Origin of the sequence: Hydrogenophaga sp. (assembly GCF_018780075.1) — a bacterium.
GTDB lineage: Bacteria > Pseudomonadota > Gammaproteobacteria > Burkholderiales > Burkholderiaceae_C > Hydrogenophaga.
The window spans coordinates 80,558-106,847 of record NZ_JADMKB010000027.1; the positions used below are offsets into that span (position 1 = coordinate 80,558).

Consider the following 26,290-nt stretch of genomic DNA (forward strand, 5'->3'; position numbering starts at 1 on the left):
AAAGCCCCGGCCTTGCGGCTGGGGCTTAAGGGGTCCGATGAAACCGAATTTCGAAAAGGACCCGAGGAGACAACCAGAAAAACCGGTCTTGGAAACCAAGCCCGCCTTTCGAGGTCGAGGCCTGATCTTCCGATGTTTGAATCATGCCCGCCTTGATGGAGATCAAAACCGGCATGAAAGGGGCAAAGCCCCGTCAACTCAACGCTTCTTGGCGGCGGCCTTGGTGGCGCTCACGGCTTGCGTGGTCACGGTGTTGAAGTTGGCTTCGGCCATTTCGGTGGCTTGCTTGACAGCCTTCTGCACCGATTCCATGGCGTTGTTGGCGGCGGACACGGCGCTCTTCATCACGGCCACGGCGGTTTCGGAACCGGCGGGAGCGTTCTTGGAGGCGTTGTCCACGACCGACATGAACTTCTTCTGTGCGTCAGCAGCCTGGGCTTCTGCGGCCTTGCTGAATTCGGCGCCGGTGCCCGAAGCGATGTCGTACAGGTGACGGCTGTAAGCCACGGTCTTCTCGGCCAGGGGCTGCATCAGGCTGGCTTGCAGCGTCAGCAGTTCCTGGGCGTCCTTGACGGACAGCAGGGCTTGCGTGCTGTTGGCGGACTCGCTCAGGGCGGCCTTGGTGGCTTGAACGTTCAGTTCAACCAGCTTTTCCACGCCTTCGAAGGCTTTCTGGGTCAGGCCGAAAATGGTTTCGATGTTGGCTTTCTGGGCGGCAACGATTTGTTCAGCGGTCAGCATGGTGATTACTCCAATAGGTATAAAAGGGACAGAGGGCTTAGTTGAGAGCTGCTCTGGAACTCCGCGCTGTCTCGACGCTGTTGTTCTCGTTCGCTTTGCTGCACTGCAACATGACCCGAATTATAGGGACAACCCGCGCGGCTGCAAGTGATTTTTGCTGCGCTGCAACATTCTAGGGTCGCTTTTCTAAACCGCAGCGGCCCCGCCGGGATTCATGGGCACGACACAATGGTCCACCCCGCCAGAGTCCCCCCGTGCACGTCTTTTACGCCGACCACTTCATCCTGCCGTTGCCTGCCGGGCACCGGTTCCCCATGGCCAAGTACGGTCGCCTGCGCGAGCGGCTGGCGGCCGAGTGGCCGGCCGTCCAGCTCGGTCAGGCCTTGCCCGCCAGCGACGGCGAGCTGGCCCTGGTGCACACGCCGGCCTACATCGGCGCCGTCCAGCACGGCACGCTGTCGCCGGCGGCCCAGCGCGAGATCGGCTTCCCCTGGAGCCCGGCCATGGCCGAGCGCGCACGCCGCTCGGTGGGCGCGACCATCCAGGCCTGCCGCGCAGCCCTGTCGGGCGATGGCCTGGCCGCCAACATCGCCGGTGGCACGCACCACGCCTGCGCCGACAAGGGCAGCGGCTTCTGCGTGTTCAACGACGCCGCGGTGGCCGCCCGCCTGATGCAGGCCGAACACGCACGCACCCACCGCGCCCGCGGGCCGCTGCGCGTGGCCATCGTCGATCTGGACGTGCACCAGGGCAACGGCACCGCGCGCATCTTTGCGAACGATCCCTCTGTCTTCACCCTCTCGCTGCACGGCGAAAAGAACTTCCCCTTCCGCAAGGAGCCCAGCGACCTGGATGTGGAGCTGCCCGATGGCACGGGCGATGTGATCTACCTGGAGGCGCTGGAGCGCGCGCTCGACGAACTGGAGCGCCGCTTCGAACCGGATCTGGTGATCTACCTGGCTGGTGCCGACCCCCATGAGGGCGACCGGCTGGGGCGCCTGAAACTCACGTTTGACGGGCTGGAGGCGCGCGACCGCCGGGTCATGGACTGGGCCTGGCAGCGCCGGCTGCCGCTGGCCTTTGCCATGGCCGGCGGCTACGGCACCGACATGGAGGCCACCGTGCAGGCGCAGGTGAACACCTACCGCGTGGCGCTCGGCTACCACGCGCGCTGGGCCTCGCTGGCCGGGCGCACGGCCAGCAGCGGAAACGCTGTGGCGACGCGGGCGACAGCCTCGACCGACACCCGCTGGCAGAATGCCGCGCCATGAGCCACCCCGCCACCCCCGCCGCCCGCCCGCAGGCCAAGGCCCGCGACCACTACCGCGTCTTCCGCCCCATCGGCACCCGCTGGAGCGACAACGACATCTATGGTCATGTCAACAACGTCGTCTACTACAGCTGGTTCGACACGGCGGTCAACGCCTGGCTGATCGGACAGGGCGCGCTGGACATCCATGGCGGCAAGGTCATTGGCCTGGTGATCGAGACCCAGTGCAACTACTTCGCGCCGCTGGCCTTTCCGCAGACGGTGGAGGCGGGCTTGCGGGTGGCGCACCTGGGGCAATCCAGCGTGCGCTACGAGGTGGGCCTGTTCGCCGAAGGCTGCGAGACCGCCGCGGCCTGCGGCCACTTCGTTCACGTCTATGTGGACCGCGACACCCGCCGGCCGGTGCCGCTGCCGGCGGCGCTCAAGGCGGTGCTCGAAACCGCCCTCTGACCGCGGAGGCACGCCTTCCGGATCTTGGACATAATTGACGTTGACGTAAACGTCAATAACCACGGAGACCTTGCATGAGCCTCAACCCCCCGTCTGCCGCCGCCATGGCCGCGATCGATGCCGCCAGTGTGGACGCGGCCATCACCAGCCGCCTGTCGGCCCGGGCCTTCCTGCCGCAGCCGGTGCCCCGCGCGACGCTGGAGCGCCTCCTGGAGGTGGCCTCGCGCGCGCCCTCCGGCACCAACACCCAGCCCTGGAAGGTCTATGTGCTGCAAGGCCAGAGTCGCGACACGCTGGTGAGTCAGTGCTGTGCCGCGCACGACGCGCTGCGTGCCGATCCCTCGCTGGCCGAGCAGTACCGCGAGGCATACGACTACTACCCGGAAAAGTGGGTCAGCCCCTACATCGATCGCCGCCGCGAAAACGGCTGGAGCCTCTACGGCCTGCTCGGCATCACCAAGGGCGACAAGGACAAGATGCACGCGCAGCACCAGCGCAACTTCCGGTTTTTTGACGCGCCGGTGGGCCTGATGTTCACGCTGGACCGCGTGATGGGGCGCGGCTCGCTGCTGGACTACGGCATGTTCCTGGAAAACCTCATGGTCGCCGCGCGCGGCCACGGCCTGCACACCTGCCCGCAGGCGGCCTGGAACGGCTTCGCCAAGATCATCCTGCCGCACATCGGCGCGAGCGAGAACGAGATGCTGGTCTGCGGCATGGCGCTGGGCTATGCCGATCCGGCCGATCCGGTCAACGGGTTCCACACGCCGCGCGAGCCGGTGGCCAGCTTCACACACTGGCTGGATTGAAGCCCCCCCGCCGCTTTGCGTCACCCCCTGAGGGGGCGCCACCAGCCGTCTGGCAAAGCCAGCCCGGCGGTGACCTGGGCAGTGAACGGGGTGGACCTGTTTCAGTACGGATCGGGCACGTAGCGCGGGCGGGCGGCCGGGAAGGCGCTGGGCTCGCGGTCCCGGCTGGGGCGCTGGTAGGTCGGGATGATGCCCATGGCCATCAGGTTTTCGCGGCTGTCGTAGCGGATGCGCACGATCTCGTCGGGTCGGTCGTTGCGCCGCTCGAATTCGGTCTCGCCCACGCGGTCACGCTCCCGGTCGCCGTGGCCCGTGCCCAGCTCCTGGCCGGGTTCGCTGCGGTGTGATTTGCCCTGCATGGACGACTTGCCCTGCGTCTCGGGCGCCGGCGCGCTGCGGCCGTAGGGGCCGATCTCGGGCACGGGCTGGCGGTAGGGCGCGCGTTCGCGGAACACGGCCACACCGATCACCCCCACGTCGTCCGGGCGGCCCGTGCGGGCGGCGTAGGAGCGGGGCAAGCTGGTGAATTCAAAGGCGGCGATCTCCCGGCTGCTCTTGCGCCAGCCGCTCACGTCGTAGCGCTGGCCCGGGGTCAGCACGTAGCCGGCCTGGTTGAAGGAGGCGGTCTCGCCGCTGATCACGTTGACGCCGTCGACCGACACCACGTTGAGCAGGCGTCCGCGCGATGCGTTTTGCAACTCCACGGCGTAGCGGGCGCCGGGTTCACCGGCCACCCAGACATCGCCCTTGTGGCGGTACATCCGCAGCACCTCACCGCTGTCGCGGTTGACGATGCGCACATCGGTGAGGCGGCCGATCGCCATGGCCGGCAGCGCGGTCAGCAGGCTCGCGCCGACGAGGGCGCCCAGGGCCATGCGGCGGGTGAGGGTGGCGGTCTTGGTGTTCATGTGGGGTCTCCTGACTCCGTGGTGGTTGGGAGATGCCAGTACACCCCGGCTGGGTAAACCTTTGCCCCTCGCCATGAAAAGCTTGTGTAAACAGGTGTGCGAAATGGTGTGTGGCGGCGCGAGGGCTGAGAGGCTGAGCGTCTTTCGCTCATGCCCGCTCACCACCCCAAAACGCACCCGCTCTGCGTTGCAAATGCGCGCCATAGACCGAGCTATGGCTGTGCTTTGCGCCTTGATCGGGCACGCTTTGGGGCGTTGCTCGGACACGCCCGAGAAACGCTCAGCCTCTGACCGGGGCGCGGGCTGGAATAATCGCCACTCCGTTTTCATTTCTTCACAAGGACATTCCATGATCACCACCCCCAGCGGCCTGCAATACGAAGACACCGTGGTCGGCACCGGCGAAGTCGCCCAGGCCGGCCGTCCGGTGCAGGTGCACTACACCGGCTGGCTCTTCAACGATGGCGTGCAAGGCGCCAAGTTCGACTCCAGCAAGGACCGGGGCCAGCCCTTCGAATTCCCCCTGGGCGCCGGCCACGTCATCAAGGGCTGGGACGAAGGCGTGCAGGGCATGGCCATCGGCGGCACGCGCCGCCTGGTGATTCCCGCCGCGCTGGGCTACGGCGCGCGCGGCGCGGGCGGCGTGATTCCGCCCAACGCCACGCTGCTGTTCGAAGTGGACCTGCTGGCGGTCTGACGATCCCCCCCGCGCCGCCTGCGGCGTCACCCCCCAGGGGGCGATGCGAGCGGCCTGGCGGAGCCAGCTCCGCCGCATCCCGGGATGAATGCACGCGCTTCGGAGGTGGGCCTAATTCGAGCCGATGCTTGGTTTCTCGACATTTGCCTTGTTCCAAGGAAGACCTTCATGACCTCTCGCCCTGCCATCCTGATCGCCCGCGCCGTGTTTCCTGAAGTGGTGGCGCGGCTGCGTGAACACTTCGAGGTTGAGACCAACGATCTGGACGCGCCATTCACGCCGGTTGAGTTGGCGCAGCGCCTGCAGGGCAAGCAGGGTGCGATGACCACGGGCAGCGAGCGCATCGACGCCGCGCTGCTGGCCGCTTGCCCTGAGCTGCGCATCGCCGCCAACATCGCGGTGGGCTACAACAACTTCGACGTGCCGGCGATGACGGCGGCCGGCGTGCTGGCCACCAACACGCCCGACGTGCTGACCGAGACCACCGCCGACTTCGGCTTCGCGCTGCTGATGGCCACGGCGCGCCGCGTGACCGAGAGCGAGCACTTTCTGCGTGCAGGCCTGTGGAACCGCTGGGCGCTCGACATGTTCGCCGGTGCCGAGGTGCACGGCAGCATCCTGGGCATCCTGGGCATGGGCCGCATCGGCCAGGCCATCGCGCGGCGCGGGGCGCACGGCTTCGGCATGAAGGTGATCTACCACAACCGTTCGCGGCTCGACGCGGCGACCGAGGCCGAGTGCCAAGCCTCGTATGTCAGCAAAGATCAGCTGCTGGCGCAGGCCGACCACCTGATCCTGGTCGTGCCCTACAGCGCCGAATCGCACCACGCCATCGGCGCGGCCGAGATCGCACAGATGAAGCCGACGGCCACGCTGGTCAACATTGCGCGCGGCGGCATCGTGGACGACGCGGCCCTGGCCGTGGCGCTGCGCGAGAAGCGCATCGCGGCGGCGGGACTCGACGTGTTCGAGGGCGAGCCGAAGGTGCACCCGGACCTGCTGACCGTGCCGAACGTGGTGCTCACGCCCCACATCGCGAGCGCCACGCTCAAGACGCGCCGCGCCATGGCCGATCTCGCGGCCGACAACCTGATCGCCTTCTTCACGCGCGGTGAAGCGCTCACGCCGCTGAATTGAAATACCCCCGCAGCGCTTCGCGCTACCTCCAAGGGGGCGGCACTGGCCGTCCGGCAGAGCCGGCCCGGTGGTGCCCTGGGTGGCGCCGTTTCATGCGTCTGGGTGGCGCTCCGGCGCCATGAAAAACTCGCAGAGGTCGGGTCCATCGGTGTGGGTCAGCGCAGCAGCGGCAGCAGCGCCGTGTGGCCGGCCTGCTCGGCGATGTCGGCGGCGCTGCGGCCCTGTGGGTCTCTCAACTGGGCGTCGGCTCCCGCGTCCAGCAACAGCTTCACGATGGCCGCGTCGCCGCGTTGCGCCGCCAGCATCAGCGCGCTGCGCCCCGAGGCATCGCGGCCGTTCACGTCCACACCCTGGGCCAACAGGCGGCGCACGCCGTCCCCGTCGCTGCTGCCCACCGCCTGATGCAGGGGCGGCGGTGCGGGAGCGCGCCGCGCTTCGGTGGCGACCTCGTTGCGGGCCCGCGCCGATTCCCTCGCCACCGCGCCCGCTCCGGCGCGTGCCGCATCGGCCGCTGCGGCGGAGGCCGTGGGCGGAACGGGTGATGCTGACATCGGCGCGGCGGCGGGCGCCGCTTTGGCCATGGCGGCGGGTGCCGGCGGTGTGGCGGGCGCGGCCACGCTCGCCGGCGCATCCGGCGCGGCGGGGGATGCCGGCGCCTCCATGGGCGAAGGGGCCTGTGCCGCCGCCGGTGATTCGGGTGCCCGCACCACGTTCTCGCTGCTCGCCGTCGTTGGGGGCTGAACCCTTGCTGGGGCCGCGCGCGGGGCGGCGGCTGGTGCCGCGGCGGGCCGGGGTGCCTGAACCGTCGGCGCGCTGGGCACCGCCGCGTCGCGGGTGACCGGCGCGGCCTCGGTGAGGGGCGCTGGCGCCGATGCAGCGGGCGAAGGCGGGGCTGCAGGGCGGGGGACCGACGTGCCCAGCGCGGCCTCGCGCTCCTCGGGCGTGCCCCGGTCGAACTGCAGGACCAGCAGGCCCACCAGCCCCAGCACGGCCAGGCCACCGAAGGCCTTCCAGGTCCACACGCTGTCGTTGGCCGCGCTGGGTTTGACCACCGGTGCTGCCGTGGTTCGCGCCTGCGCGACGCTGAGCGCGTGGGCCAGCACCTGGTCCCGCAGCGCCGCGCCCGGTCGTGCGTCGTCGAGCGCGTTGGCCTCGCGGTAGCGCTGCAACAGCAGGTCGTCGTCGCCTGCGGGCTTCTGGTCGCGGTTCATGCGAATACCTCCGCTCTTCGAGCTGCAGTGCGAGCTTGCTTGGGGCGGCCCGGCGCGGCGCTCACTCGAATACCTTCGCCCTTCGGGCTGCGGTGCGAGCTTGCTTGGGAACGGCCCGGCACGGCGCTCATGCCAGCGCCTCCAGGGTCTCGCGCAAGCGCGCGCGGGCGTAGCGCAGCCGGCTCTTGGCGGTTTCGCCACTCACGCCTGTGGCCTGGGCGATTTCGGCCACGCTCATCCCCGCTTCGGCCTGCAGCAGAAAGGCCTCGCGTTGCACGGCGGGCAGGGCGGCGAGCGCGTCCAGCAGGGCATGGGCCTGTTCGCGCGAGCTCAACCGGCGCTCCGGGCCAAAGCCCGATTCGGCCGCCAGCGTGTCGGCCAGCGCGGCCCCGTCGTCGCTCTCGGCGTCGAGGCTGGCGTGGTGTTTGTGGGTGCGCCAGTGGTCCACGATGCGGTGGTGGGCGAGCGTGAACAGCCAGGTGCGGAAGCGGGCGCGGGCCTCGTACAACGGCGCCTGCCGCGCCACGCTGAACCACACGTCCTGCACCAGATCGTCGGCCACCGCGCTGTTCTGCACGCTGCGCTGCACGAAGCGCCACACCGGCAAGGCGTGGCGGTCGTACAGGGTTTCAAAGGCGCGGGTGTCGCCCGCGGCGTAGGCGTGCATGAGGTGTTCGTCGCTGGTGGCGTCCGCGTCCATGCGGCCGATTATGGTGGGCTACACACCCGCAGCCAGCGAGGTGACCCCAACCCAGGACACCGCCGGGCCGGCTTTGCCGGGCGGCCAGTGTCGCCCCCCTGGGGGGTGACGCCGCAGGCGGCGCGGGGGGGGGGGTCAACCGGGGTCCGGTGCATAACGCGTGCGGCGCGAACCCGGGAACGGCTGGGGCTGGGCCATGGGTTCCACGTCCGGCGGCAGCACGCCCATCGCGATCAGGTTGATGCGGCTGTCGTAGCGGATGCGGATCACTTCGTCTGGGCGGGCACTGCGGCGCTCGAAGCTGGTGTGACCGACCCAGGAGCCCTCGCGCTCGCCGTGGCCTGTGCCCAGGCGCGGGGCAGGGCTGGCGGGGCGGCGCACGGCATCGGCCGCTTCGTTGTGGGACTGGCTCTTGGCGCTGCCCATGCCCGATGCGGGCGACTCGGCGGCCGGCGCGGCCGACGCGGGCGCGCTGCGGTCGAGCGTGGAGCGCTCCGATTCGTTGAGCTCGCGGCGTTCGCGCCAGGTGGAGGGGGCCTCAGGCAGGGGCACGCTGGCGGGCGGCGGGGCGAGCTTCTCGCGGAAGACGGCCACGCCGATCACGCCCACGTGGGCAGGTCGCCCGGTGCGCGCCGCGTAGGAGCCCGAGAGGTTCGTGAAGTGGAAGGCGGCGACCTCGGCGTCGCTCTTGCGCCAGCCGGTGATGTCGTACCGCTGCCAGGGGCTGAGCACGTAGCCGGTCTGCTCCAGCGCGGCGGTCTCACCCGAGACCACGTTGACGCCATCGACCGAGACCACGCTCATCACGCGGCCGCTCAGCGCGTTGCGCACCGACACGGCGTAGCGCGCGCCGGGGCGTCCCGCTACCCAGTATTCGCCTCGGTGCTGGTGGACCGGCAGGGTCTCGCCGCTGTCGCGGTCGATGATCTGGATGTCGGCGAGGCGCCCCACGGCATGGGCCGGCAGCGCGCTGAGGAACGCCAGGGTGGCGAGGGCGGGGAGGGCGAGGCGGCGCAGGGGGTGGCGGGTGGCGTTCATGAAAGCTCCAGAAAAGAGGTTGAGGAGCTGACTGAAACGAACGGGGCGGGGTGATGGGGTTAAAGCGCCGCTGGTTTATTTGCAACAAGTTGTGCTGAGGCGTTTCAACGCTTGCGGTTGGCCTTTGGAAAAGGTTTTTGACAGCGCGTTGGGTCTCACGTTCGGCGCTCGGGTCGCGGGGGCAGGGGCAGGTGGTCCGGGTGCTCGTTCTCCGTCCCACCTCTCGGGCGACTGCCTGGGCGCGCTGTTGTTGCTTCATCAACACGGTTGTGGCGCGCCACCGCGCGGGCAACCGCGAATGGGGACTGCGCCCGCTCACCCAAACCACCTGCTCCCGAAGTGACGTTTGAGCGAACCAGCAGGCATGCCCACTGGTCTTTGAGAACGGGGGTGCCGCCATCGGCCTGTGCGAGGTTCAGGCGCACGAATCCCCGGAAGTCTTCACACAACAAAAAGCGAAGTCAGCAAGCGTCGCACCCCGCCAGCGCCAAAGCCACCCCCGCGCGCGTGTGCTCGGTGAGGTGGTCGAGAAACACCTGGGTGCGTTGCGGCAAAAACTTGCGGCTGGGCAGGGCGGCGTAGAGCGTGAAACGCCCCGTGATCCAGGGCGCCAGCACCCTGGCCAGCGCGCCGCTGGCGAGGTGGGGCGCGGCCAGCTCCACGGCGGTGGAGGTGATGCCCGTGCCGTCCAGCGCGGCACGGATCAGGGTGTCGGTGTGGTTGGACCACAGCACGGGTTGCACGTCGAGTTCGACCTGCTGGTTGTCATCGTCGCTGCGGAACAGGCGCCAGCAGCGGCTGCGCGGGCCTTCGGCTTTGATGCGCAGGCAATCGTGCCGCGGCAGGTCCAGGGGCGTCTGTGGCGTGCCGCGGCGCGCCAGGTAGGCCGGCGACGCCACCAGGATGGCCTCGGTCGCGTTGATCTTGCGGGCGATCACGTTGCCGTCAAACCCGTCGGTGGTGCCCAGCAGGGTGATGTCGTAGTCCTCGACCGGTGGTTCCCGGTGGCTGGCCACGTCGATGTCGAGCTGGATCTGCGGGTAGCGCTGGTGAAAGCTCGCGACCAGGGGCGCGAGCACGTGCGAGGCCAGCACCGGCGGCGCCAGCACCCGCAGCACGCCCGAGAGCTGGTGGGTGTGCGAACTCACGAGCGAGTCGGCGTCGTCCAGATCGAGCAGGATGTGGCGCACCCGCTCCAGGTAGGCCTCACCCGCGTCGGTGAGCGACTGGCGCCGGGTCGTCCGGTGCAGCAGGCGCGCACCGAGGTGCTCCTCCAGGTCGGCCACCAGACGGGTCACCACGGCGGGCGACATGTCCAGCGCGCGGGCGGCCGCCGCGAAACCGCCTTCGTCCACGACTTTGAGGAACACACGCATTGAGGTCAGACGGTCCATGGGGCGATTGTGTGGGGCATCAACGGGTTGATTGTTGCGAATTCCACAACGGAGTATCACTGATCTGGTGGTTTTTCTTCTTGGCGTGAAATTTTAAAGTTCACCCATCGCAGCGAAAACGCTTCTGAAACACAACGCAAAGAAGCGATACCGCCACGAAAAGACACCCGGTCCACGGACCGGCACGATCACTTTGCCACTCACCACTTCTTGAAAGGAAGCACCATGAAAGCCTCTTACCTCTCCTCCATCGCCCTCGCCGTGGCCGCCCTGTCGGCCGGTCAGGCCTTCGCTGCCGACGCCGACGCGCCCTTGACCCGCGAACAGGTTCGCGCCGAGCTGGTGCAGGCCCAGCGCAACGGCGATGTCATCGCCGACAACGAGTCCGGCCTGACCCTGCGCCAGATGTACCCCGGCCGCTACGACGCCGCCCCGGCGGTGCAGGCCAAGTCCCGCGCCGACGTGCAGGCCGAGCTGAAGGAAGCCCAGCGCAGCGGCAACGTGATCGCCGACGCGGAGTCGGGCCAGACGATGAAGCAGCTGTTCCCCGGCCGCTACCCCGCCGCCACCGCGACGGCCAGCCTCAGCCGTGAAGACGTTCGCGCCGAACTGCGCGAAGCCCAGCTCAATGGCGACGTGATCGCCGACAACGAGTCGGGCCGGACGCTCAAGGAGATCTACCCGAACCGCTACCCGACCACCGTGGCCCAAGGCAAGACCCGCGCCGAAGTGCTGGCCGAACTGAAGGAAGCCCAGCGCACCGGTGACATCGTGGCCGACGGCGAATCCGGCCGCAAGCTGAACGAGCTGTACCCCAGCAAGTACAAGAACTGATCCCCCTGCGCTGCTGCGCAGCTTCCCCCTGGGGGGACCACGCCCTTGGACCGGCAAAGCCGGATCCTTGGCGTGTGCTTGAGGGACTGCCCTTCTGTCCCGCGTCCCTCCCGTCTCACCCTCCGTCTGGTACAACCTCGCGCTACACGATGGCAACAGGAGATGACCATGACGAGCTTCAAGAAGGTGGTGCTGTACACCGGCACCGACGGGCGGGCCGGATTTCGCGAAGAGACCGTGGAGCTCAGTGAAGGCACGCCAGCGGCGTGCCTTTCGCCGTTGATGGCTTCGGGCGGTTTTCAGCTGCGCGAGAGCCCGGTCGGGTTTCGCAGCCAGTTCCACTGCACCGGGGCGCCGCAGTGGCTGTTTGTGCTGCAGGGGCAGATGGAGATCGGCCTGCAGGACGGCAGCTCACGCACCTTTGGCCCAGGCGATCATTTCTATTCGGCCGACACGCTGCCCGCGGGCGCCACCTTTGACCCGCAAGTCCACGGTCACTGGAGCCGCCAGGTCGGCGATCAGCCGCTGGTGACCCTCTTCGTGAGAGGGTGAAACGCTGTTCGACGGGTCGGCCATGTCCGACACTGGCGCCGGTTGCATTGCCATGGTCACCGTCGAATTCGCCCCCAGCCTGCGACGCCACGTCGACTGCGCGCCGCAGCAGGTCGCGCCCGGCGCCTTGCGTGAGGCGCTCGAAACCGCCTTGCGGGCCGCGCCCGCGCTGGCGCCCTATGTGTTCGACGACCAGCGCGCGGTGCGCAAGCACGTGGCGGTGTTCGTCAACCGGCAACTGGTGCAGGACCGTGTGTCGCTGAGCCAGCCGCTGCAGGCGGGCGACCGGGTGCTGGTGGTGCAGGCCCTCAGCGGCGGCTGAAGGCCCCCAACGAAGCGAGGAGATTCAGATGCAGACGCTGTTGATCGCCACCCGCAAGGGCCTCTTCGTGCTGCACGGCGAGGGCGCCGAGTGGGCCATCACCGCCCACCACTTCCCGGGCGAGCCGGTCACCAGCGTGCTGGTCGATGCCCGCGACGGCGCCTGGTACGCCGCCCTGCGGCTGGGCCACTTCGGCGTCAAGCTGCACCGCAGCGCCGACCGGGGCCAGACCTGGGAGGAAACGGCCGCGCCGGCGTTCCCCCTCAAACCCACCGAGGGCCCCGACGCCGACGACACCACGCCGTGGAGCGTGGACCTGATCTGGTCGCTCGCGGCCGGTGGTCCGGACCAACCCGGCGTGCTCTGGGCCGGCTGCATCCCGGCCGGGCTGTTCCGCTCCACCGATGCCGGCGCCAGCTGGACCCTGAACACGCCCTTGTGGAACCAGCCCGGGCGGCGCGGGTGGTTCGGCGGCGGCTATGACCACGCGGGCATCCACTCCATCCTGGTGGACCCGCGCGATGCCAGTCATGTCACGGTCGCCGTGTCCTGCGGCGGTGTCTGGCAGACGCGTGATGCTGGCGCCCACTGGACCCTCACGGCCCAGGGCATGACGGCCGACTACCTGCCCGCCGAGAGCGCCGACGACGGCAACACACAAGACCCTCACTGCATGGTGCAGTGCACCGCCAACCCGGATGTGCTCTGGGTGCAGCACCACTGCGGCATCTACCGCTCGGCCGATGGTGGCCAGTGCTGGCGTGGCATCGCGGCGCCCGCGCCGTCGGGTTTCGGCTTTGCCGTGGCCTGTGACCCGCACAACCCGCAACGCGCCTGGTTCGTGCCCGCGCAGGCCGACGTCTGCCGCTTCCCGGTGGACGGGCGCATGGTGGTGACCCGCACCGACGACGGTGGTGCGAGCTTCCAGACTTTTTCCAGCGGCTTGCCGCAGACCCACGCCTACCACCTGGTCTACCGCCACGGGCTGGACGTGAGCGCCGATGGGCAGACGCTGGCGCTGGCCTCGACCACGGGCGGGCTGTGGGTGAGCGCCGACGCGGGCGAGCACTGGCACCCGGTGTCGAACGACCTGCCGCCGGTGGCGTCGGTCCGCTGGGTGTAAAACGCCCCCCCCCGCAGCGCTTCGCGCTACCCCCCTGGGGGGCGGCACTGGCCGTCCGTCCTGAGCTGGTCGAAGGGCGGCCCGGCGGTGCCCTGGGTTGGATCGCTTCACGCGCCGGGTGGCGCCCCCGTAACTTGTACATGGATGGGGGCCTCCGCTTGTCCGGTCTCGGGCAAGCGCAGCCGCAGCAGCGCCCGCACGAAACCGTGGTCGCTGCGGCTGCGGTCGCGGCCTTCGAACAGGTGGTCGTTGAACACCTCGACGCGCCGCACGTCACCGATGGCCGCGCGGCTGGTGGCCACGAACTCTTCGCTCACCAGCACCTGGTCCAGCACCTCGGGGTAGCCCTGGTGGATGTGGGAAAAGGCCACGTCGCGGCGCAGCGCGGCCTCGCCCATCACGTCCCAGGCGCTGAAGAGGGCGTTGTCGCGCGCGCCCTTGTCGTAGGCCACCTGCGAGGTCGCCGCGATGAGCTGGGTGGTCACGCTGTGCGGGCCGTCGTTCAGGTCGCCCATGACGATCAGCGGCAGGCGCGTGCGGTGCAGCAACTCCACCACCTTCAGGCGCAGCGCCAGCGCTTCGCCCGCGCGCATGATCAGCGAGCGCAGCGAACCCACGGCCTGCACCGTGGGGTCTTCCGTGTCCTCGATCGAGCGGCCTTGCGCGTCCTGCAGGTACTTGGGGCGCTTGGACTTGAGGTGGGCCGTGATCACGGCGACCTCCTGCCCGTGTTTCATCCGCAGCGTGGCCAGCAACGGCGGGCGCTCGAAGCGGGTGTGCGGGCCGATGCCGGGGACCTGCACCACGGCCGCAGCGGGGAAGTCGGTGATCGACTGGATGGACTCAACCTTCAGCCGTGTCACGAGGCCAACGCGGGGCGTGCCCTGGGCGCCCACCTGTCCCGGTCCGTTCTCGGCGCCGGGCACGCTGACCGTGCTGTACTGCAGACCGCTGCGGGCCACGGCGGCGCGCAGCGCGAGCTCGTCCCACACCTCCTGCACCGCCAGCACGTCGGCGTTGAGCACCCGGAAACGCTCGCCGAGCCAGCCCACCTTGCGCTCGAACTCGTTCTGGCTGTAAGGGTCCTGGCCGTCGTAGAAGTGGCGCCCAGGCTGCGCCAGGTTGAGCACGTTGCAACTGGCCACCATCAGGGTGGCGAAGCGCGAGACGGGGGGCAGGATCATGTTGGGCATGACCTCACTGTAACCAGACGCCGTGACCGGTTTTCCATGGCGCCGCAACACCCCTGCGCATGAAACGGGGCCAACCAGGGCGCCGCCGGGCCGGCTCGCCGGACGGTCGGTGTTTCTGCCCGGAGGGTGCGCGCGAAGCGCGGCGGGGGGCGCGTCAGGGGGCTGCCGGGGGCGGGATGCCCGTCAGCGGCAGGCGCACGCGCACGGTGAGTCCGCCGCCCGGCGTGTCGTCCAGCTCCAGCCGGGCACCGTGCAGTTCCGCGATCTCGCGCACGATGGACAGGCCCAGGCCACTGCCCTTGCCGTCTCCCGGTGAGAGCCGAACGAAACGTTCCATCACGCGCTCGCGGTCGGCCGCCGAAATGCCAGGCCCGGTGTCGCTGACCTCCAAGACGGCCCAGTGTCCTTCCACACGAAGGCTCACATCGATGCGCACCGGCGCGGTGGCGTGGTTCAGGGCGTTGTCGATCAGGTTGTCCACCAGGGTGCGCAGCGCGTGCGGATCGCCGTTGAGGCTCACCGTCGCGGCGCCCGCCAGCCCCAGATCACCGCCCAGGTGCTCCGCGCGCGCAGAAAACGCCGAGACGGCCTGGCGCAAGAGGTCGTCCAGCTGAACCGGGGCCAGCATCGGCTGCCGGGCGTCAGGTTCGAGGCGGGCCAGTTGCAGCAGCTGGGACGAGAGCCGGGTCGCGCGCTCGATGCCGGCGTCCAGCTCGTCCAGCGCGGCGGGCCACTCCGCCGGGCTGACGCGCCGGGCCAGCTGGGCCTGCAGCTTGACCGCGGCCAGCGGGGTGTTGAGCTCGTGGGCGGCATCGGCCAGAAACCGCCGCTGGCTGGTCAGCAGCGTGTCCACGCGGGACAGCAGCTCGTTGAGCGTCTGGGCCAGGGGGGCAATTTCGACCGGCAAGCCCTGGGTGTGAATGGCCTGCAGTCCATCCGACCCCCGTTGTTCGATGTCGCTGCGCAGGTCTTCCAGCGGACGCAGCGCCCGGTTGACGCCGGCCTGCATCAGCAGGCCCAGCGTGGTGACGAGCAGGGCGAGTGGGACCAGCAGCCAGGGCATCAGGTCGTAGAAGTGCTGGCGCCGGATTTCGGTGGTCACCGCGACCTGGACCGTGCGTCTTTCCTGACGCAGCGTGTAGAGGCGCCAGCTCTGGCCCTGCCAGGTGACGATGTGGTGCCCGGGCGTCTGCAGGGGCGGGCCGACGTTGGGCAGCGAGGAATAGATGAGCTCACCGGCGTTGTCCCAGATCTGGCTGACGAACTGGTCCAGATCCTCTTCGTCGTCCAACCACCCTTGGCCGGTGGGGGGCGGTGGTGCTGCCGCGGCCGGGGGCGCGGGGGTTTCGTCGTGCCGCATCACCGTTTGTGCGATCTGCTCCAGGCCGAGATCGCGCACGTTGTTGAACCCGCTCCAGGTCAGCCTCGCCGTGAGATAGCCCACCACCAGCGTGGTGATCAGCACCGACGAGATGAGCCACAGCAACAGGCGGGCGCGGATCGAGTTCAAGGCACCTGCACCAGCTTGTAGCCCACACCTCGCACGTTGACGATCCAGGGCTCCCCGAGCTTGCGTCGCAGGTGGTGCAGGTGCACCTCCACCGCATTGCTGACGATTTCTTCACCCCAGCCATAGAGCTGGTTTTCGAGCTGCTCCACCGAGAGCACCGCACCGGGCTGGCGCATGAACGCGGCGAGCAGATCGAACTCGCGTTGCGACAGCGCCAGCGCCTTGCCCGACAGTTTGGCCTCGCGCTCGATGGGGTGCACCTCCAGCCGGCCGAGTTGCAGGTGCGGTTGACCGCGTCCCGCCGGGCGGCGCGCCAGGGCGTGGATGCGCGCGCACAGCTCGTCCAGGTCAAAGGGCTTGGTGAGGTAGTCGTCGGCCCCCAGGTTCAGCCCCGCGACACGGTCGGGCACAGCGTCACGCGCCGTCACCAGCATCACCGGCGTGTGCTGGCCCTCCTTGCGCATCCAGCGCAGGATCTGCAGCCCGTCCACCTGGGGCAGGCCAATGTCGAGCAGGACCACGTCGTAAGTGTGGGTGCTCAGCGCTTCGATGGCCTGGTTGCCCATGCGCACCCAGTCCACCTGAAAGCCGGCGAAGGCCAGGCCCTTTTCCATGCTGGTGCCCAGCATGACATCGTCTTCCGCAAGCAGCAATTTCATGGATACGTCCCGGGCTTCAAGGCAGGCAGGCGAAAAAAAAGGCGGGTCCGAACCCGCCTTCTGGAATGAAGCCCCGAGATCAAGGCTTCGCTTCCACCACCACAGCCGGCTTCACTTCATCTTCAACAACCATTCATTCTGATGAAATTTGACGCGTGGCATCTTGATTCACGGGGTCAGCGGATGCGTCCGTAGCTGGTGCGCAACGGGTCGGCCGGGCCGCCGCGCGGTGCATCACCGCGTGGACCCCCGCGGCCGCCACCACCACCACCGCCGCGGTTGCCGTTGCGTGCGCCGCGGCCACCGATGGAGTCGATGCTGGTGCGCAGCGGATCGGGCTGACCGCCAGGGGCCGCAGCGCGCGCGCGGGGTTCGCGGATGCGCAGTTGACCCAGGTGGGCATTGGGGCCGGGCTGGCGCTCGCTGCCATCACCGCGGTCTTCGCGAGGACCACGGTCTTCACGCGGTCCACGGTCGGCGCGTTCGGCGTTGCGTGGTGCGCCGCCGCTGCGCGGTGGGCCGTTGCGGGGACCGTTGGCCGGGCCGTTGCGGCCGGGGCCGCCATTGCGGCGGCCGTCGGCGCGTTGACCGTCGCGGGCACCTTCGCCTCGCGGCTGGGCGTCACCTTGGGCGGCCGGGCGCTGGCGCTGACCACCGCCATTGCCGTTGCCACGGCCTTGCGGCGCGTCGGCCTTTTTCTCGCGCACGCGCTGCAGCATCTCGGTGCGGGCGGCCTTGGCGGCGGCGGCCATCACGTCGCGGCTCGGTGGCTTGCCGGCGCCGCCCCAGATGGTCTGGCGGCCCATGGCGATGGGTTCGGCACGCTCACCGGGTTCGGGCATGAACTCCTCGAAGCGCTGCACCGGGATCTCCTGCTTGGTGAAGCGCTCGATGTCCATCATGAAGCCTTCTTCGTCCAGGCTCACGAGGTTGACGGCTTCACCGCTCTTGCCCGCGCGGCCGGTGCGGCCGATGCGGTGCACGTAGTCTTCGCTGACGTTCGGGATTTCGTAGTTCACCACGTGCGGCAGCTCGTCGATGTCGATGCCGCGGGCCGCGATGTCGGTCGCCACCAGGGCGCGGATGTCGCCACTCTTGAAGCCGGCCAGCGCCTGGGTGCGGGCACCCTGGCTCTTGTTGCCGTGCAGCGCCATGGCCTGGATGCCGTTCTTGGTGAGGTACTCGGCCACGTTGTTGGCGCCGAACTTGGTGCGGGTGAACACCAGCACCTGGCTCCAGTTGTGCTGGTTGATGATGTGCACCAGCAGGGCCTTCTTCTTGCCGCGGCCCACCGGGTGGATCACCTGGGTGATGCGCTGCACCGTGGTGTTGCGCGGGGTCACCTGGATGTGCAGCGGGTCTTTGAGCAGGGCGCTGGCCAGGTCACGGATCTCGTCGCTGAAGGTGGCCGAGAACAGCAGGCTCTGCTTTTCCTTGGGCACCAGGGCGAGGATCTTCTTCACGTCGTGGATGAAGCCCATGTCCAGCATGCGGTCGGCTTCGTCCAGCACCAGCATCTGCACACCGGAGAGGTCCAGGAAACCTTGTTGCTGCAGGTCGAGCAGGCGGCCGGGGGTGGCCACCAGGATGTCCACGCCACGCTTCATGGCATTGATCTGCGGGTTCATGCCGACGCCGCCGAAGATGACGGTGGAGGTCAGCGAGAGGTGCTTGCCATAGACGCGCACCGACTCTTCGACCTGGGCGGCGAGTTCGCGGGTGGGCGTGAGCACCAAGGCGCGGATGGCCACGCCGCCGAATTTGCTCTTGGCGCGCTCGCCGACGCTCAGCCGGTGCAGCATGGGCAGGGTGAAGGCGGCGGTCTTGCCGGTGCCGGTCTGGGCACCACCGAGCAGATCTCGCCCGGCCAGCACGGCGGGAATCGCCTCGGCCTGGATGGGGGTGGGGGTTTCGTAACCGTGCTCGCGCACAGCTTGGACGATGGCCGGGGCCAGGTTCAGTTCTTCGAAGTTCATTAAAGGTGTGGCGCCCGTCCAGGGCGCTGGGGGCATCTGCCCGTTCGGACCTGGTGGGGACCGTTCAGTAGAAGGCAGACAGGATTCAGAAGGTGGGTCCGCGGGTCCAAAGTCTTGGAACGCCGACCCTCCAGCAGGGTGCTGGTGTTGGAAGTCACTGATACAACACAACGGTTGCATTGTCGCACGTCTTTTCGCGCCGGCACGGAAAGATGCTTGCCGGAAGGTTCCGCCGCGCTCACATAATGGCGCGGAACATGGAATTTGCACCCGGGGTGCGGCCTCCCTGCCGCGCCTCAATCCGCCGATCTCACTTCTACTCAGCCCCGATGAACGCTCCCAAGATGCTCCGGTTGGGCATGGCCAACGACGCCAGCCACCTGCGCCCCACGCTGCAGGACTGCCTCGAAGCCGCGCTGTCGATATCCGATTCGATGATCGACGAACTGCTCGAAGGCCTGCAAGCGGCGTTGGACCCCGATCGGGCAGGCGCCCCGCCGTTGGCCGAGACGCACCTCCAGCTGGAGCTGATCGAGCGGCTCAGCGAAGAGTCCGATGCGCTCAAGCGCACCTGGCACGAGCAGTTGCGCGAGGTGCTGTACCACGGCAGTGTGCTGGATGCCGCGGGACCGGCGTCGGTCCGGTTTGACGACCTGCGGCAGCTCGATGACCGGCTGATCGACGCCACCATCGGCTTTGCCGTGGCCGAGCAGTCGATCCGGAGCGCCAGCACCGAGCAGCTGCCCAGGCTCAATGCCCTGGTCAGCAGCCTGATGGGCTGGATGACCGTGCAACCCGAACTCAATCCGCTCAGGCCCGCCGCATTTGCCCATGCCCTGCGCGAGTTGCTGGTTCGCCATGTTCCCGACGACGAGCAGCGCAGCGCGCTGTTTTTCCCGGCGGCGGGCATGCTGGGTGAAAGCCTGCGGCAGGTCTATCGCGAACTCATCCAGTGGCTGCTGGTGCACGGCGTGGAACCGGTGGCCGGTCCTGCGCTGCTGGCCCAACGGGAGCAAGGCCCCCAAGGCGCCGTGGGGCGGACGATGCTCACCCTGGGCCGGCTTCGGCAGCTGCTCGCGGGTGACCTGAGCCATGAGGAATCGACGGGCCAGGGGTTCGTGCACACGGTGCCCCTGTCCATGACGGCGCTGGAGGACCTGGACCTGATCGAGCCGCTGATTCGTCGCTTGCGTCAGCGGGCCAGCTCCACCGATGAGGCGGCGGCGAAGCCCGAACTGCCCATTGTTCTGGAGAACAACCTGGGTCGCCTGCTGGGGCAGGAGGTGGTTCGGCTCATGCTGGACAACCTGACGCAGGACGAGCGCTTGCTGCCGGCCATCCGGCAGCAGATCGGCCTGCTGGAACCCATCCTGATCAAACTGTCGCAAGCCGACCCGCGTTTTTTCAGCGAGCGCCGGCACCCCGCGCGCCAGTTGCTGGAAGAAATCACCCAGCGCAGCCTCGGGTTTCAGGGCCAGAACGACGAAGGTTTCTCCAAGCTGCTGGATTCGATCATCGATGCGGTGTATTCGCTCAACCGGGCCGCCGCGACCGAGGAGGTGTTTGCCCGCTTGCTCAAACGCCTTCGCCGGCGCTGGGAGCAGGACGATGCGAGCAAAAACCAGATGCGGACCGAGGCCGCCCGAGCGCTGATGCATGCCGAGCAGCGGCACCTGCTGGCCGAGCGGCTGGCCGCCGACTTCCAGCGCCAGACGCTGGACAAGGACATCCCCGAGTTCGTGCTGCAGTTCCTTTGTGGCCCCTGGTCGCAGGTGGTGGCCGAGTCCCAGCTGGCCGGCGTGGCCTCGGTCGAAGCGGACGAGCCGATTGACCGCGTCGCGGAAGACCTGATCTGGAGCGTGCAGATCGAGCTCATCCGGCGTGACACCGAGCGGCTGGTCAAGCTGGTGCCCCGCCTGCTCGGGCAACTGCGGCGGGGTTTGCAGTTGATCGAATACCCACCCGACCTGACGGGCCAGCTCTTCGACATGCTGGTGGCCGTGCACGAGCAGGCCTTTGACCGGGCGGCGTCGCCGGAGCCCGGTGACGCGCCGCCAGTGGCGGACATTCCCACCTTGTTCGAGCGGGTGGACGACCCGGCCTCCGCCGCCGTGCCAGCGTCCGCAGAACACGGCGAAACCTTCTGGATGGCCAACAGCGAAGCCACCGATGCCGGCTACGTGTCAGAAGAGCCCGCCGCACCAGCCGCGCCCGATTCGGGGGATGCTCACAGCGCCGATCTGGCCACCGGTGCCTGGGTGGACCTGCTGATTCAGGGCGCCTGGGTGCGGGCCGAGCTGACCTGGACGAGCCCGCACCGCAGCCTGTTCATGTTCATCTCCGCCAAGGGGCTGGCCCACTCCATGACCCGGCGCACGCTGGACCGGCTGCGCCATGCCGATCAGTTGCGGGTGGTGTCGCGCGGGGGCATGGTCGAGGGCGCGCTCGATGCCGTCGCCCAGCTCGCCTTGCGCAACCAGAGCGAAGCCGATGGCGCCGCTGAGCCTGGAACCACCCCGTGACCACCACCACCTTTGGCTACAACGCGGCGCAGGACCGCATCTGGATGCGCGTGCACGAGCAGGACAGCACCGTCTGGTTCACCCGCCGCATGGTCATCAGCATTTTCGGCACGGTGCTTCCCTCGTTCGAGGCGTCCACGCCGGGCGAGCAGGGTGGCGCCAGCCCCCGAGCCCGGGCGTCGATCGAGCACGACCTGTCGCTCCACGAGGCGGCTCCGGGGCAGCGCCCGCCCCAGATCCGTGCCGGCCACGAGTCGCCGGGCACCAGGAGCGATCCGCAGGAGCGCCTGTGCCAGAAGATCAGCACCCAGACCAGCAGCGAATCCGTCAACATGACCTTCGACACCGGCAGCGGACCGCTGGTCCTGCGCCTGAGCCGCAAGGGCACGCACCTGTGGTTCCAGGGGCTGGCCATGGTGCTCAGGCAGGCGCGCTGGAACCTGCCTGACGCCCTGCCGGACTGGTTGCAGGCGGGCGTTTTGCCGCCGGCCATGCAGCAACTGATCAGCAAGCCCTTGCCAGACAACCTGGATGACGATTGAAGCCCGGGCGATAATCGAAGACTTCTTTTTTTGGCAGCACAGCGGCAGGACAGCAACGGCGCAAGGCGTCTTTGTTGAAACGGAGCCGCACCAGCGCTGACGCGCTGTGGCCTGTGTTCCCTTCGGTCACTCAGCATTTTTATCCAAATGGCCCAATACGTTTTCTCCATGAACCGTGTCACCAAGACCGTGCCGCCCAAGCGGCAGATCTTGAAGAACGTTTCCATCAGTTTCTTTCCCGGCGCCAAGATCGGCGTGCTGGGCCTGAACGGCTCGGGCAAGTCCACGCTGCTCAAGATCATGGCCGGCATCGACAAGGAGATCGAGGGCGAGGCCATCGCCATGCCGGGCATCCGCATCGGCTACCTGCCACAGGAACCCCAGATTTCCCCCGAACAGACCGTGCGCCAGGCGGTGGAAGAAGGCATCGGCGGCGCCCTGGCCGCCAAGCAGCGCCTGGAAGAGGTGTACGCCGCCTACGCTGACGAGGACGCCGACTTCGACGCCCTCGCGGCCGAACAGGCCGAGCTCGAAGCCATCATCGCCGCCTCGGGCTCGGAAAATGCCGATCTGCAGCTGGAGCTGGCCGCTGACGCACTGAACCTGCCGCCCTGGGACGCCATCATCAAGAACCTGTCGGGGGGCGAAAAGCGCCGCGTGGCCCTGTGCCGGCTGCTGCTCTCCAAGCCCGACATGCTGCTGCTCGACGAACCCACCAACCACCTGGACGCCGAGTCCGTGGAGTGGCTGGAGCATTTCCTGCAGCGTTTTCCCGGCACCGTGGTGGCCATCACCCACGACCGCTACTTCCTCGACAACGCGGCCGAGTGGATTCTGGAACTCGACCGGGGACAAGGCATCCCATGGAAAGGCAACTACTCCGACTGGCTGGACCAGAAGGAACGCCGCCTGGAGACCGAGCAGAAGTCGGAAGACGCCCGCACCAAGGCGATGAAGGAAGAACTCAAGTGGGTGCGCTCCAACGCCAAGGGCCGCCAGGCCAAGAGCAAGGCGCGTCTGGCCCGCTTCGAGGAGTTGAGCGACGTCGACTACCAGAAGCGCAACGAGACCAACGAAATCTTCATCCCGGTGGCCGAGCGCCTGGGCAACCAGGTCATCGAGTTCAAGGGCGTGAGCAAGTCCTTCGGTGACCGGGTGCTGATCGACAACCTGAGTTTCTCGGTGCCCCCGGGCGCCATCGTCGGCATCATCGGCCCCAACGGCGCCGGCAAGTCCACACTGTTCCGCATGATCCAGGGCGTGGAAACGCCGGACTCCGGCTCGGTCGAGATCGGCCAGACCGCCAAGCTCGCCTTCGTGGATCAGAGCCGAGAGAGCCTGGACGGCAGCAAGACCGTGTGGCAGGACGTGTCCGGCGGCCTGGACAACATCATCGTGGGCAAGTTCATCATGCCCAGCCGTGCCTACATCGGCCGCTTCAACTTCAAGGGCAACGACCAGCAGAAGCTGGTGGGCAACCTCTCCGGCGGTGAGCGCGGCCGCCTGCACCTGGCCAAGACCCTGGCCCAGGGCGGCAATGTGCTGATGCTGGACGAACCCTCGAACGACCTGGACGTGGAAACCCTGCGCGCGCTGGAAGAAGCGCTGTTGGAGTTCGCCGGCTCGGCCATGGTGATCTCGCACGACCGCTGGTTCCTGGACCGCATCTGCACCCACATCCTGGCCTGCGAAGGCAACTCGCAGTGGTACTTCTTCGACGGCAACTTCTCCGAGTACGAGGTCGACAAGAAGCGCCGTCTGGGTGAAGAGGGTGCCCGTCCTAAGCGCGCGCGCTTCAAATCTATTTGACGCCCCCTGCGCCGCGCCTGCGGTGCGTCACCCCCCACTGGGGGGCAATGCCTGCGGCCTGGCGAAGCCAGTTCCGCGGCATTCTTGGTTGAACTGCCCATCGCTCCGGAAACACCATGGAACTCACCGATCAACAAGTGCTCGCCGACACCCGCCGCTGGATCGAGAAGGCGGTGATCGGGTTGAACCTGTGTCCGTTCGCGCGTTCGGTGTATGTGAAGAACCAGGTGCGCATCGTGGTCAGCCGGGCGAGGCACCTGGATGCCTTTCTCGACGAACTGGACCGCGAGCTGGACCTGCTGGTGAACACGCCGGCCGATCAGATCGACACCACGCTGCTGGTGCACCCCACGCTGTTCCCGGATTTTTTCGTGTTCAACGACTTCATGGGCGTGGTGGACGACGTGGTGGCCGAGCACGAACTGGAAGGCACCATCCAGGTGGCGAGCTTCCATCCCCTGTTCCAGTTTGACGGGGCCGAACCCGACGACATCAGCAACGCCACCAACCGCGCGCCGTACCCGACGCTGCACCTGCTGCGCGAAGAGAGTGTGGAGCGTGCGGTGGCGTCCGACGCGGGCGACGCCGAAAAGATTGTCGAGCGCAACATCGAGACCCTGCGGGCACTGGGTGCTTCGGGCTGGCAGGCACTGCTGGCAAAACCCTGAACTGGCCGGGGTTGGGCGCGCACATCCGGGTATCGCGCGCCGGGTTGGATGGGGATACTGGAAGGCACACCAACCCTTGCTCCATCTCTGGAGATGAAAGGTATCCGGTCGCATGGACGCCAGCCCGAACGAGTCCTTTGATGCCTGCCTGAAGGAAGCCCTCGTGCAGACGCGCGCGTGGATCCCGCGCTGGCTCACCAAGCTGCGGGAGGCGCTGCAACAACGCGAAAGCGCCGCCAGCCGCCCGCAGGAAAAGCAGGCCCTGGGTCAGGCCCGGACCACGCTGGAGAGCCACCACGAGCTGATTGCGGCACGCTTTCTGGAGGCCTTCGCCGAATCGGTGGAAGGCGCCTTGCCGTCGACCACCAACCCGACCCGCAGCCTGAAGTCGCTGAGCTTTGACGAACTGGAGCTCATGGGCGATGAACAGGTGCAGGAGACCGTGGAACTCGCCCGTGTGCAGCAGGTGATCAAGATATCGGCCGACGAGGCGCTGAATGCCCTGAACGCGCGCATGAGCAGCGCCAGGGGTCTGCAGCGGGTGCGCATCGAGGCCAACCCGCTGCGCTCCGAGGTGGTGGTGACGTCCCTGATGCGCGCGCTCAACGGATTGCACGTGGAGCCGGCGGTGCGTTCGCGCTGGTTGCAGACCGGTGCCGTGGCCTTTGGTGAGGAGCTGCGGGACATGTACGTGCGCCTGAGCGCGCTGCTCGACAGCAGGGGCATTGAGCCCGCGGGCTACACCGTGATCCAGACGCCCCGAGGCCGCACACCGGCACCGGAGGGCAGCGTCCGCAGTGAATCGGTGTCGACGGAAGCGGTGCGCGGCCCCGATGCGCTGCTCACCCTGGACCACCTGCACCAGTTGCTGGTGGGCAACCTCGACCAGTCGGGCAGCGGCCCCAGCGACCAGGGCGCCTCGGGTTCGGGCAACGCCATGGTGCGCACCCTGGCGGCCGAGGTGGTCACGCTGATGCTGCGGCGCCTGACCACCGACGAACGCCTGCTGGCCCCCCTGCGCGACATGCTGCAGGGCATGAAGCCGGCACTCTTGCTGCTCGCGCGCAGCGATCCCCGGTTTTTTGCCGACCGGCACAACCCCGCGCGCCGCCTGCTCGACGCCATCGCCGAGCGCGGCCTGGCGTTCACCAGCGAGCAGGATGCGGGGTACCAACCGTTTGCCACACAGGTGCATGACATCGTGCGCGCGCTGCAGAGCTCGGGGGCCGATCTGCCCGACCGTTTTCCCGGCCTGCTGGAGCTGCTGACGCGCTCGCGGGCCGAGGCCCTGGTGCCCAGGCAGGCGCAGGCCCGCGGGCTGGCCGTGCAGACCCTGATGCGCGTGGAGCAGCGCAACCTGCTGGCCGAACGGGTGGCGACCGAGTTCCGGGCACGCAACGATTTCGAGCGTGCACCCGGCGTGGTGCGGCGTTTCCTGACCGGGCCCTGGTCGCAGGTGGTGGCTCAGGCGCGCATGGACGCGGCCGAAAAATCGGTGGCGTCCGTGTCGTTGGCGTCTGCGGCGGGTTACACCGACATCGTGCCCGACCTGTTGTGGTCTTCTCAGCTGGCGCAGGCCAGTCGCAACCGGCCCCGCCTGATCAAGATCATTCCCGGCCTGCTGCGCACCTTGCGCGAGGGCCTGGATGCCATCGATTACCCGCGCACCCAGAGCGAGTCGTTTTTTTCGGCCCTGATGGGGCTGCACGAGGCGGCGTACAAGACCCAGCGGGAAGCGCCCGTCGAGGACTCGCCACCCAGCCATCAGTTCGAGCCGGAGGCCGACGAGCCCTGGATGCATCCGGTCGAAGCGCGCGACACCGGCTTCATGGAGGACGCGCTGATGGACACGCAGCCGGCCTTCGTGGACACCGAGATCATGCCGAGGGACTGGTCCGATGCCAAAGAGGCGGTGGCCCGCGAGGGGGGCCAGGTCTTGCCCGTGGGCGCCTGGGTCGATGTCTGGTACGAGGGCCGCGCGCTGCGCTGTCAGGTCACCTGGGCCAGCCCCCACGGGACCATGTTCCTGTTCACCGGGTCGGACGGGCGCTCCCTGTCCATGACGAGGCGCGGCGTGGAACGCCTGCTGGCCCAGGACCGGCTGCGCGTGGTGGCCAACCACGGCATGGTCGACGACGCGCTGGATGCCGTGGCGCGTCAGGCCTGCATCAACAGCGCCCTGCAGCCGTAGGCACGGTGTGCGCTGGCTGCCGGCACCGCCGTCC

Annotated in this window: 24 protein-coding genes; 14 read left to right on the plus strand and 10 right to left on the minus strand. The window is 68.3% G+C overall.

The features are described from left to right. Positions 1-198: 198 nt before the first annotated feature. Positions 199-741, minus strand: a complete 543-nt coding sequence (locus IV088_RS06395; protein WP_291099314.1) for a phasin family protein — start codon at positions 739-741, stop codon at positions 199-201. Positions 742-995: 254 nt separating this feature from the next. Between IV088_RS06395 and IV088_RS06400 the strand changes: the two genes are divergently transcribed. The 3 genes from IV088_RS06400 (at position 996) to IV088_RS06410 (ending at position 3,270) form a co-directional block, all read left to right on the plus strand. Further along, on the plus strand, positions 996-2,012 hold the full coding sequence (locus IV088_RS06400) for a histone deacetylase (RefSeq protein ID WP_291099317.1): 1,017 nt from the start codon (positions 996-998) through the stop codon (positions 2,010-2,012). Further along, entirely contained in the window at positions 2,009-2,461 is a 453-nt protein-coding gene (locus tag IV088_RS06405; RefSeq protein WP_291099320.1) for a thioesterase family protein, read from the plus strand. Before IV088_RS06400 ends, IV088_RS06405 begins: the two co-directional genes overlap by 4 nt. 74 nt (positions 2,462-2,535) lie before the next feature. After that, on the plus strand, positions 2,536-3,270 hold the full coding sequence (locus tag IV088_RS06410; protein ID WP_291099322.1) for a nitroreductase: 735 nt from the start codon (positions 2,536-2,538) through the stop codon (positions 3,268-3,270). Positions 3,271-3,371: 101 nt separating this feature from the next. Here the strand turns inward: IV088_RS06410 and IV088_RS06415 are convergent, their stop codons facing one another. After that, the gene (locus IV088_RS06415; RefSeq protein ID WP_291099324.1) at positions 3,372-4,178 is read right to left on the minus strand and encodes a hypothetical protein; all 807 of its coding nucleotides are present in this window, start codon (positions 4,176-4,178) and stop codon (positions 3,372-3,374) included. A gap of 349 nt (positions 4,179-4,527) precedes the next feature. On the opposite strand from IV088_RS06415, the gene IV088_RS06420 reads away from it, so the two are divergent. Together IV088_RS06420 and IV088_RS06425 are read left to right on the plus strand one after the other, a co-directional pair. Continuing rightward, the gene (locus IV088_RS06420; protein WP_291099327.1) at positions 4,528-4,875 is read left to right on the plus strand and encodes an FKBP-type peptidyl-prolyl cis-trans isomerase; all 348 of its coding nucleotides are present in this window, start codon (positions 4,528-4,530) and stop codon (positions 4,873-4,875) included. Between the two features lie 168 nt (positions 4,876-5,043). Next, positions 5,044-6,012 (plus strand): D-glycerate dehydrogenase, encoded by a 969-nt coding sequence (locus IV088_RS06425; protein ID WP_291099330.1) that lies wholly within the window; start codon positions 5,044-5,046, stop codon positions 6,010-6,012. A gap of 155 nt (positions 6,013-6,167) precedes the next feature. Here IV088_RS06425 and IV088_RS06430 read toward each other — a convergent pair whose 3' ends face one another. The 4 genes from IV088_RS06430 to IV088_RS06445 form a co-directional block, all read right to left on the minus strand. Next, the gene (locus tag IV088_RS06430; RefSeq protein WP_291099333.1) at positions 6,168-7,223 is read right to left on the minus strand and encodes an ankyrin repeat domain-containing protein; all 1,056 of its coding nucleotides are present in this window, start codon (positions 7,221-7,223) and stop codon (positions 6,168-6,170) included. Positions 7,224-7,350: 127 nt separating this feature from the next. Continuing rightward, complete coding sequence (locus tag IV088_RS06435; protein ID WP_291099335.1) at positions 7,351-7,923, minus strand: RNA polymerase sigma factor; 573 nt, start codon at positions 7,921-7,923, stop codon at positions 7,351-7,353. 135 nt (positions 7,924-8,058) lie between these two features. Then, positions 8,059-8,961: a hypothetical protein gene (locus IV088_RS06440; RefSeq protein WP_291099337.1), complete on the minus strand. Its 903-nt coding sequence runs from the start codon at positions 8,959-8,961 to the stop codon at positions 8,059-8,061. A gap of 461 nt (positions 8,962-9,422) precedes the next feature. After that, a complete protein-coding gene (locus tag IV088_RS06445) occupies positions 9,423-10,355 on the minus strand; it encodes a LysR family transcriptional regulator (protein WP_291099340.1) in 933 nt (310 codons plus the stop codon). A gap of 225 nt (positions 10,356-10,580) precedes the next feature. Between IV088_RS06445 and IV088_RS06450 the strand changes: the two genes are divergently transcribed. The 4 genes from IV088_RS06450 (at position 10,581) to IV088_RS06465 (ending at position 13,186) form a co-directional block, all read left to right on the plus strand. Beyond that, a complete protein-coding gene (locus IV088_RS06450) occupies positions 10,581-11,189 on the plus strand; it encodes a DUF4148 domain-containing protein (protein ID WP_291099343.1) in 609 nt (202 codons plus the stop codon). 168 nt (positions 11,190-11,357) lie between these two features. After that, on the plus strand, positions 11,358-11,741 hold the full coding sequence (locus IV088_RS06455) for a hypothetical protein (protein ID WP_291099346.1): 384 nt from the start codon (positions 11,358-11,360) through the stop codon (positions 11,739-11,741). A 22-nt stretch (positions 11,742-11,763) separates the two neighbouring features. Then, entirely contained in the window at positions 11,764-12,063 is a 300-nt protein-coding gene (locus IV088_RS06460) for a MoaD/ThiS family protein (protein WP_291099350.1), read from the plus strand. 28 nt (positions 12,064-12,091) lie between these two features. Next, entirely contained in the window at positions 12,092-13,186 is a 1,095-nt protein-coding gene (locus tag IV088_RS06465) for a sialidase family protein (RefSeq protein WP_291099353.1), read from the plus strand. A 107-nt stretch (positions 13,187-13,293) separates the two neighbouring features. Here IV088_RS06465 and IV088_RS06470 read toward each other — a convergent pair whose 3' ends face one another. The 4 genes from IV088_RS06470 to IV088_RS06485 all read right to left on the minus strand — a co-directional run bounded on the left by IV088_RS06470 (position 13,294) and on the right by IV088_RS06485 (position 18,524). Further along, entirely contained in the window at positions 13,294-14,379 is a 1,086-nt protein-coding gene (locus IV088_RS06470; RefSeq protein WP_291099356.1) for an endonuclease/exonuclease/phosphatase family protein, read from the minus strand. A gap of 154 nt (positions 14,380-14,533) precedes the next feature. Beyond that, positions 14,534-15,889, minus strand: a complete 1,356-nt coding sequence (locus tag IV088_RS06475; protein WP_291099358.1) for an ATP-binding protein — start codon at positions 15,887-15,889, stop codon at positions 14,534-14,536. Continuing rightward, positions 15,886-16,548 (minus strand): response regulator transcription factor, encoded by a 663-nt coding sequence (locus tag IV088_RS06480; protein ID WP_291099361.1) that lies wholly within the window; start codon positions 16,546-16,548, stop codon positions 15,886-15,888. The genes IV088_RS06475 and IV088_RS06480 overlap by 4 nt, the downstream gene beginning before the upstream one ends. A gap of 176 nt (positions 16,549-16,724) precedes the next feature. Beyond that, positions 16,725-18,524: a DEAD/DEAH box helicase gene (locus IV088_RS06485; protein WP_291099364.1), complete on the minus strand. Its 1,800-nt coding sequence runs from the start codon at positions 18,522-18,524 to the stop codon at positions 16,725-16,727. Between the two features lie 329 nt (positions 18,525-18,853). Here IV088_RS06485 and IV088_RS06490 point away from each other — a divergent pair, with 329 nt between their 5' ends. The 5 genes from IV088_RS06490 to IV088_RS06510 all read left to right on the plus strand — a co-directional run bounded on the left by IV088_RS06490 (position 18,854) and on the right by IV088_RS06510 (position 26,256). Continuing rightward, positions 18,854-21,046: a DUF1631 family protein gene (locus IV088_RS06490; RefSeq protein WP_291099366.1), complete on the plus strand. Its 2,193-nt coding sequence runs from the start codon at positions 18,854-18,856 to the stop codon at positions 21,044-21,046. Beyond that, entirely contained in the window at positions 21,043-21,588 is a 546-nt protein-coding gene (locus IV088_RS06495; RefSeq protein WP_291099370.1) for a hypothetical protein, read from the plus strand. The genes IV088_RS06490 and IV088_RS06495 overlap by 4 nt, the downstream gene beginning before the upstream one ends. A 147-nt stretch (positions 21,589-21,735) precedes the next feature. Further along, the gene (gene ettA / locus IV088_RS06500) at positions 21,736-23,397 is read left to right on the plus strand and encodes an energy-dependent translational throttle protein EttA (protein WP_291099373.1); all 1,662 of its coding nucleotides are present in this window, start codon (positions 21,736-21,738) and stop codon (positions 23,395-23,397) included. Positions 23,398-23,513: 116 nt separating this feature from the next. Then, positions 23,514-24,065 carry a DUF1415 domain-containing protein gene (locus IV088_RS06505; protein WP_291099375.1) on the plus strand — a complete coding sequence of 184 codons (552 nt, stop codon included), beginning with the start codon at positions 23,514-23,516 and terminating at the stop codon, positions 24,063-24,065. A 112-nt stretch (positions 24,066-24,177) separates the two neighbouring features. Then, positions 24,178-26,256, plus strand: coding sequence for a DUF1631 family protein (locus IV088_RS06510; RefSeq protein ID WP_291099378.1), 2,079 nt, complete (start codon positions 24,178-24,180; stop codon positions 26,254-26,256). The last annotated feature ends 34 nt before the right edge of the window (positions 26,257-26,290 follow it).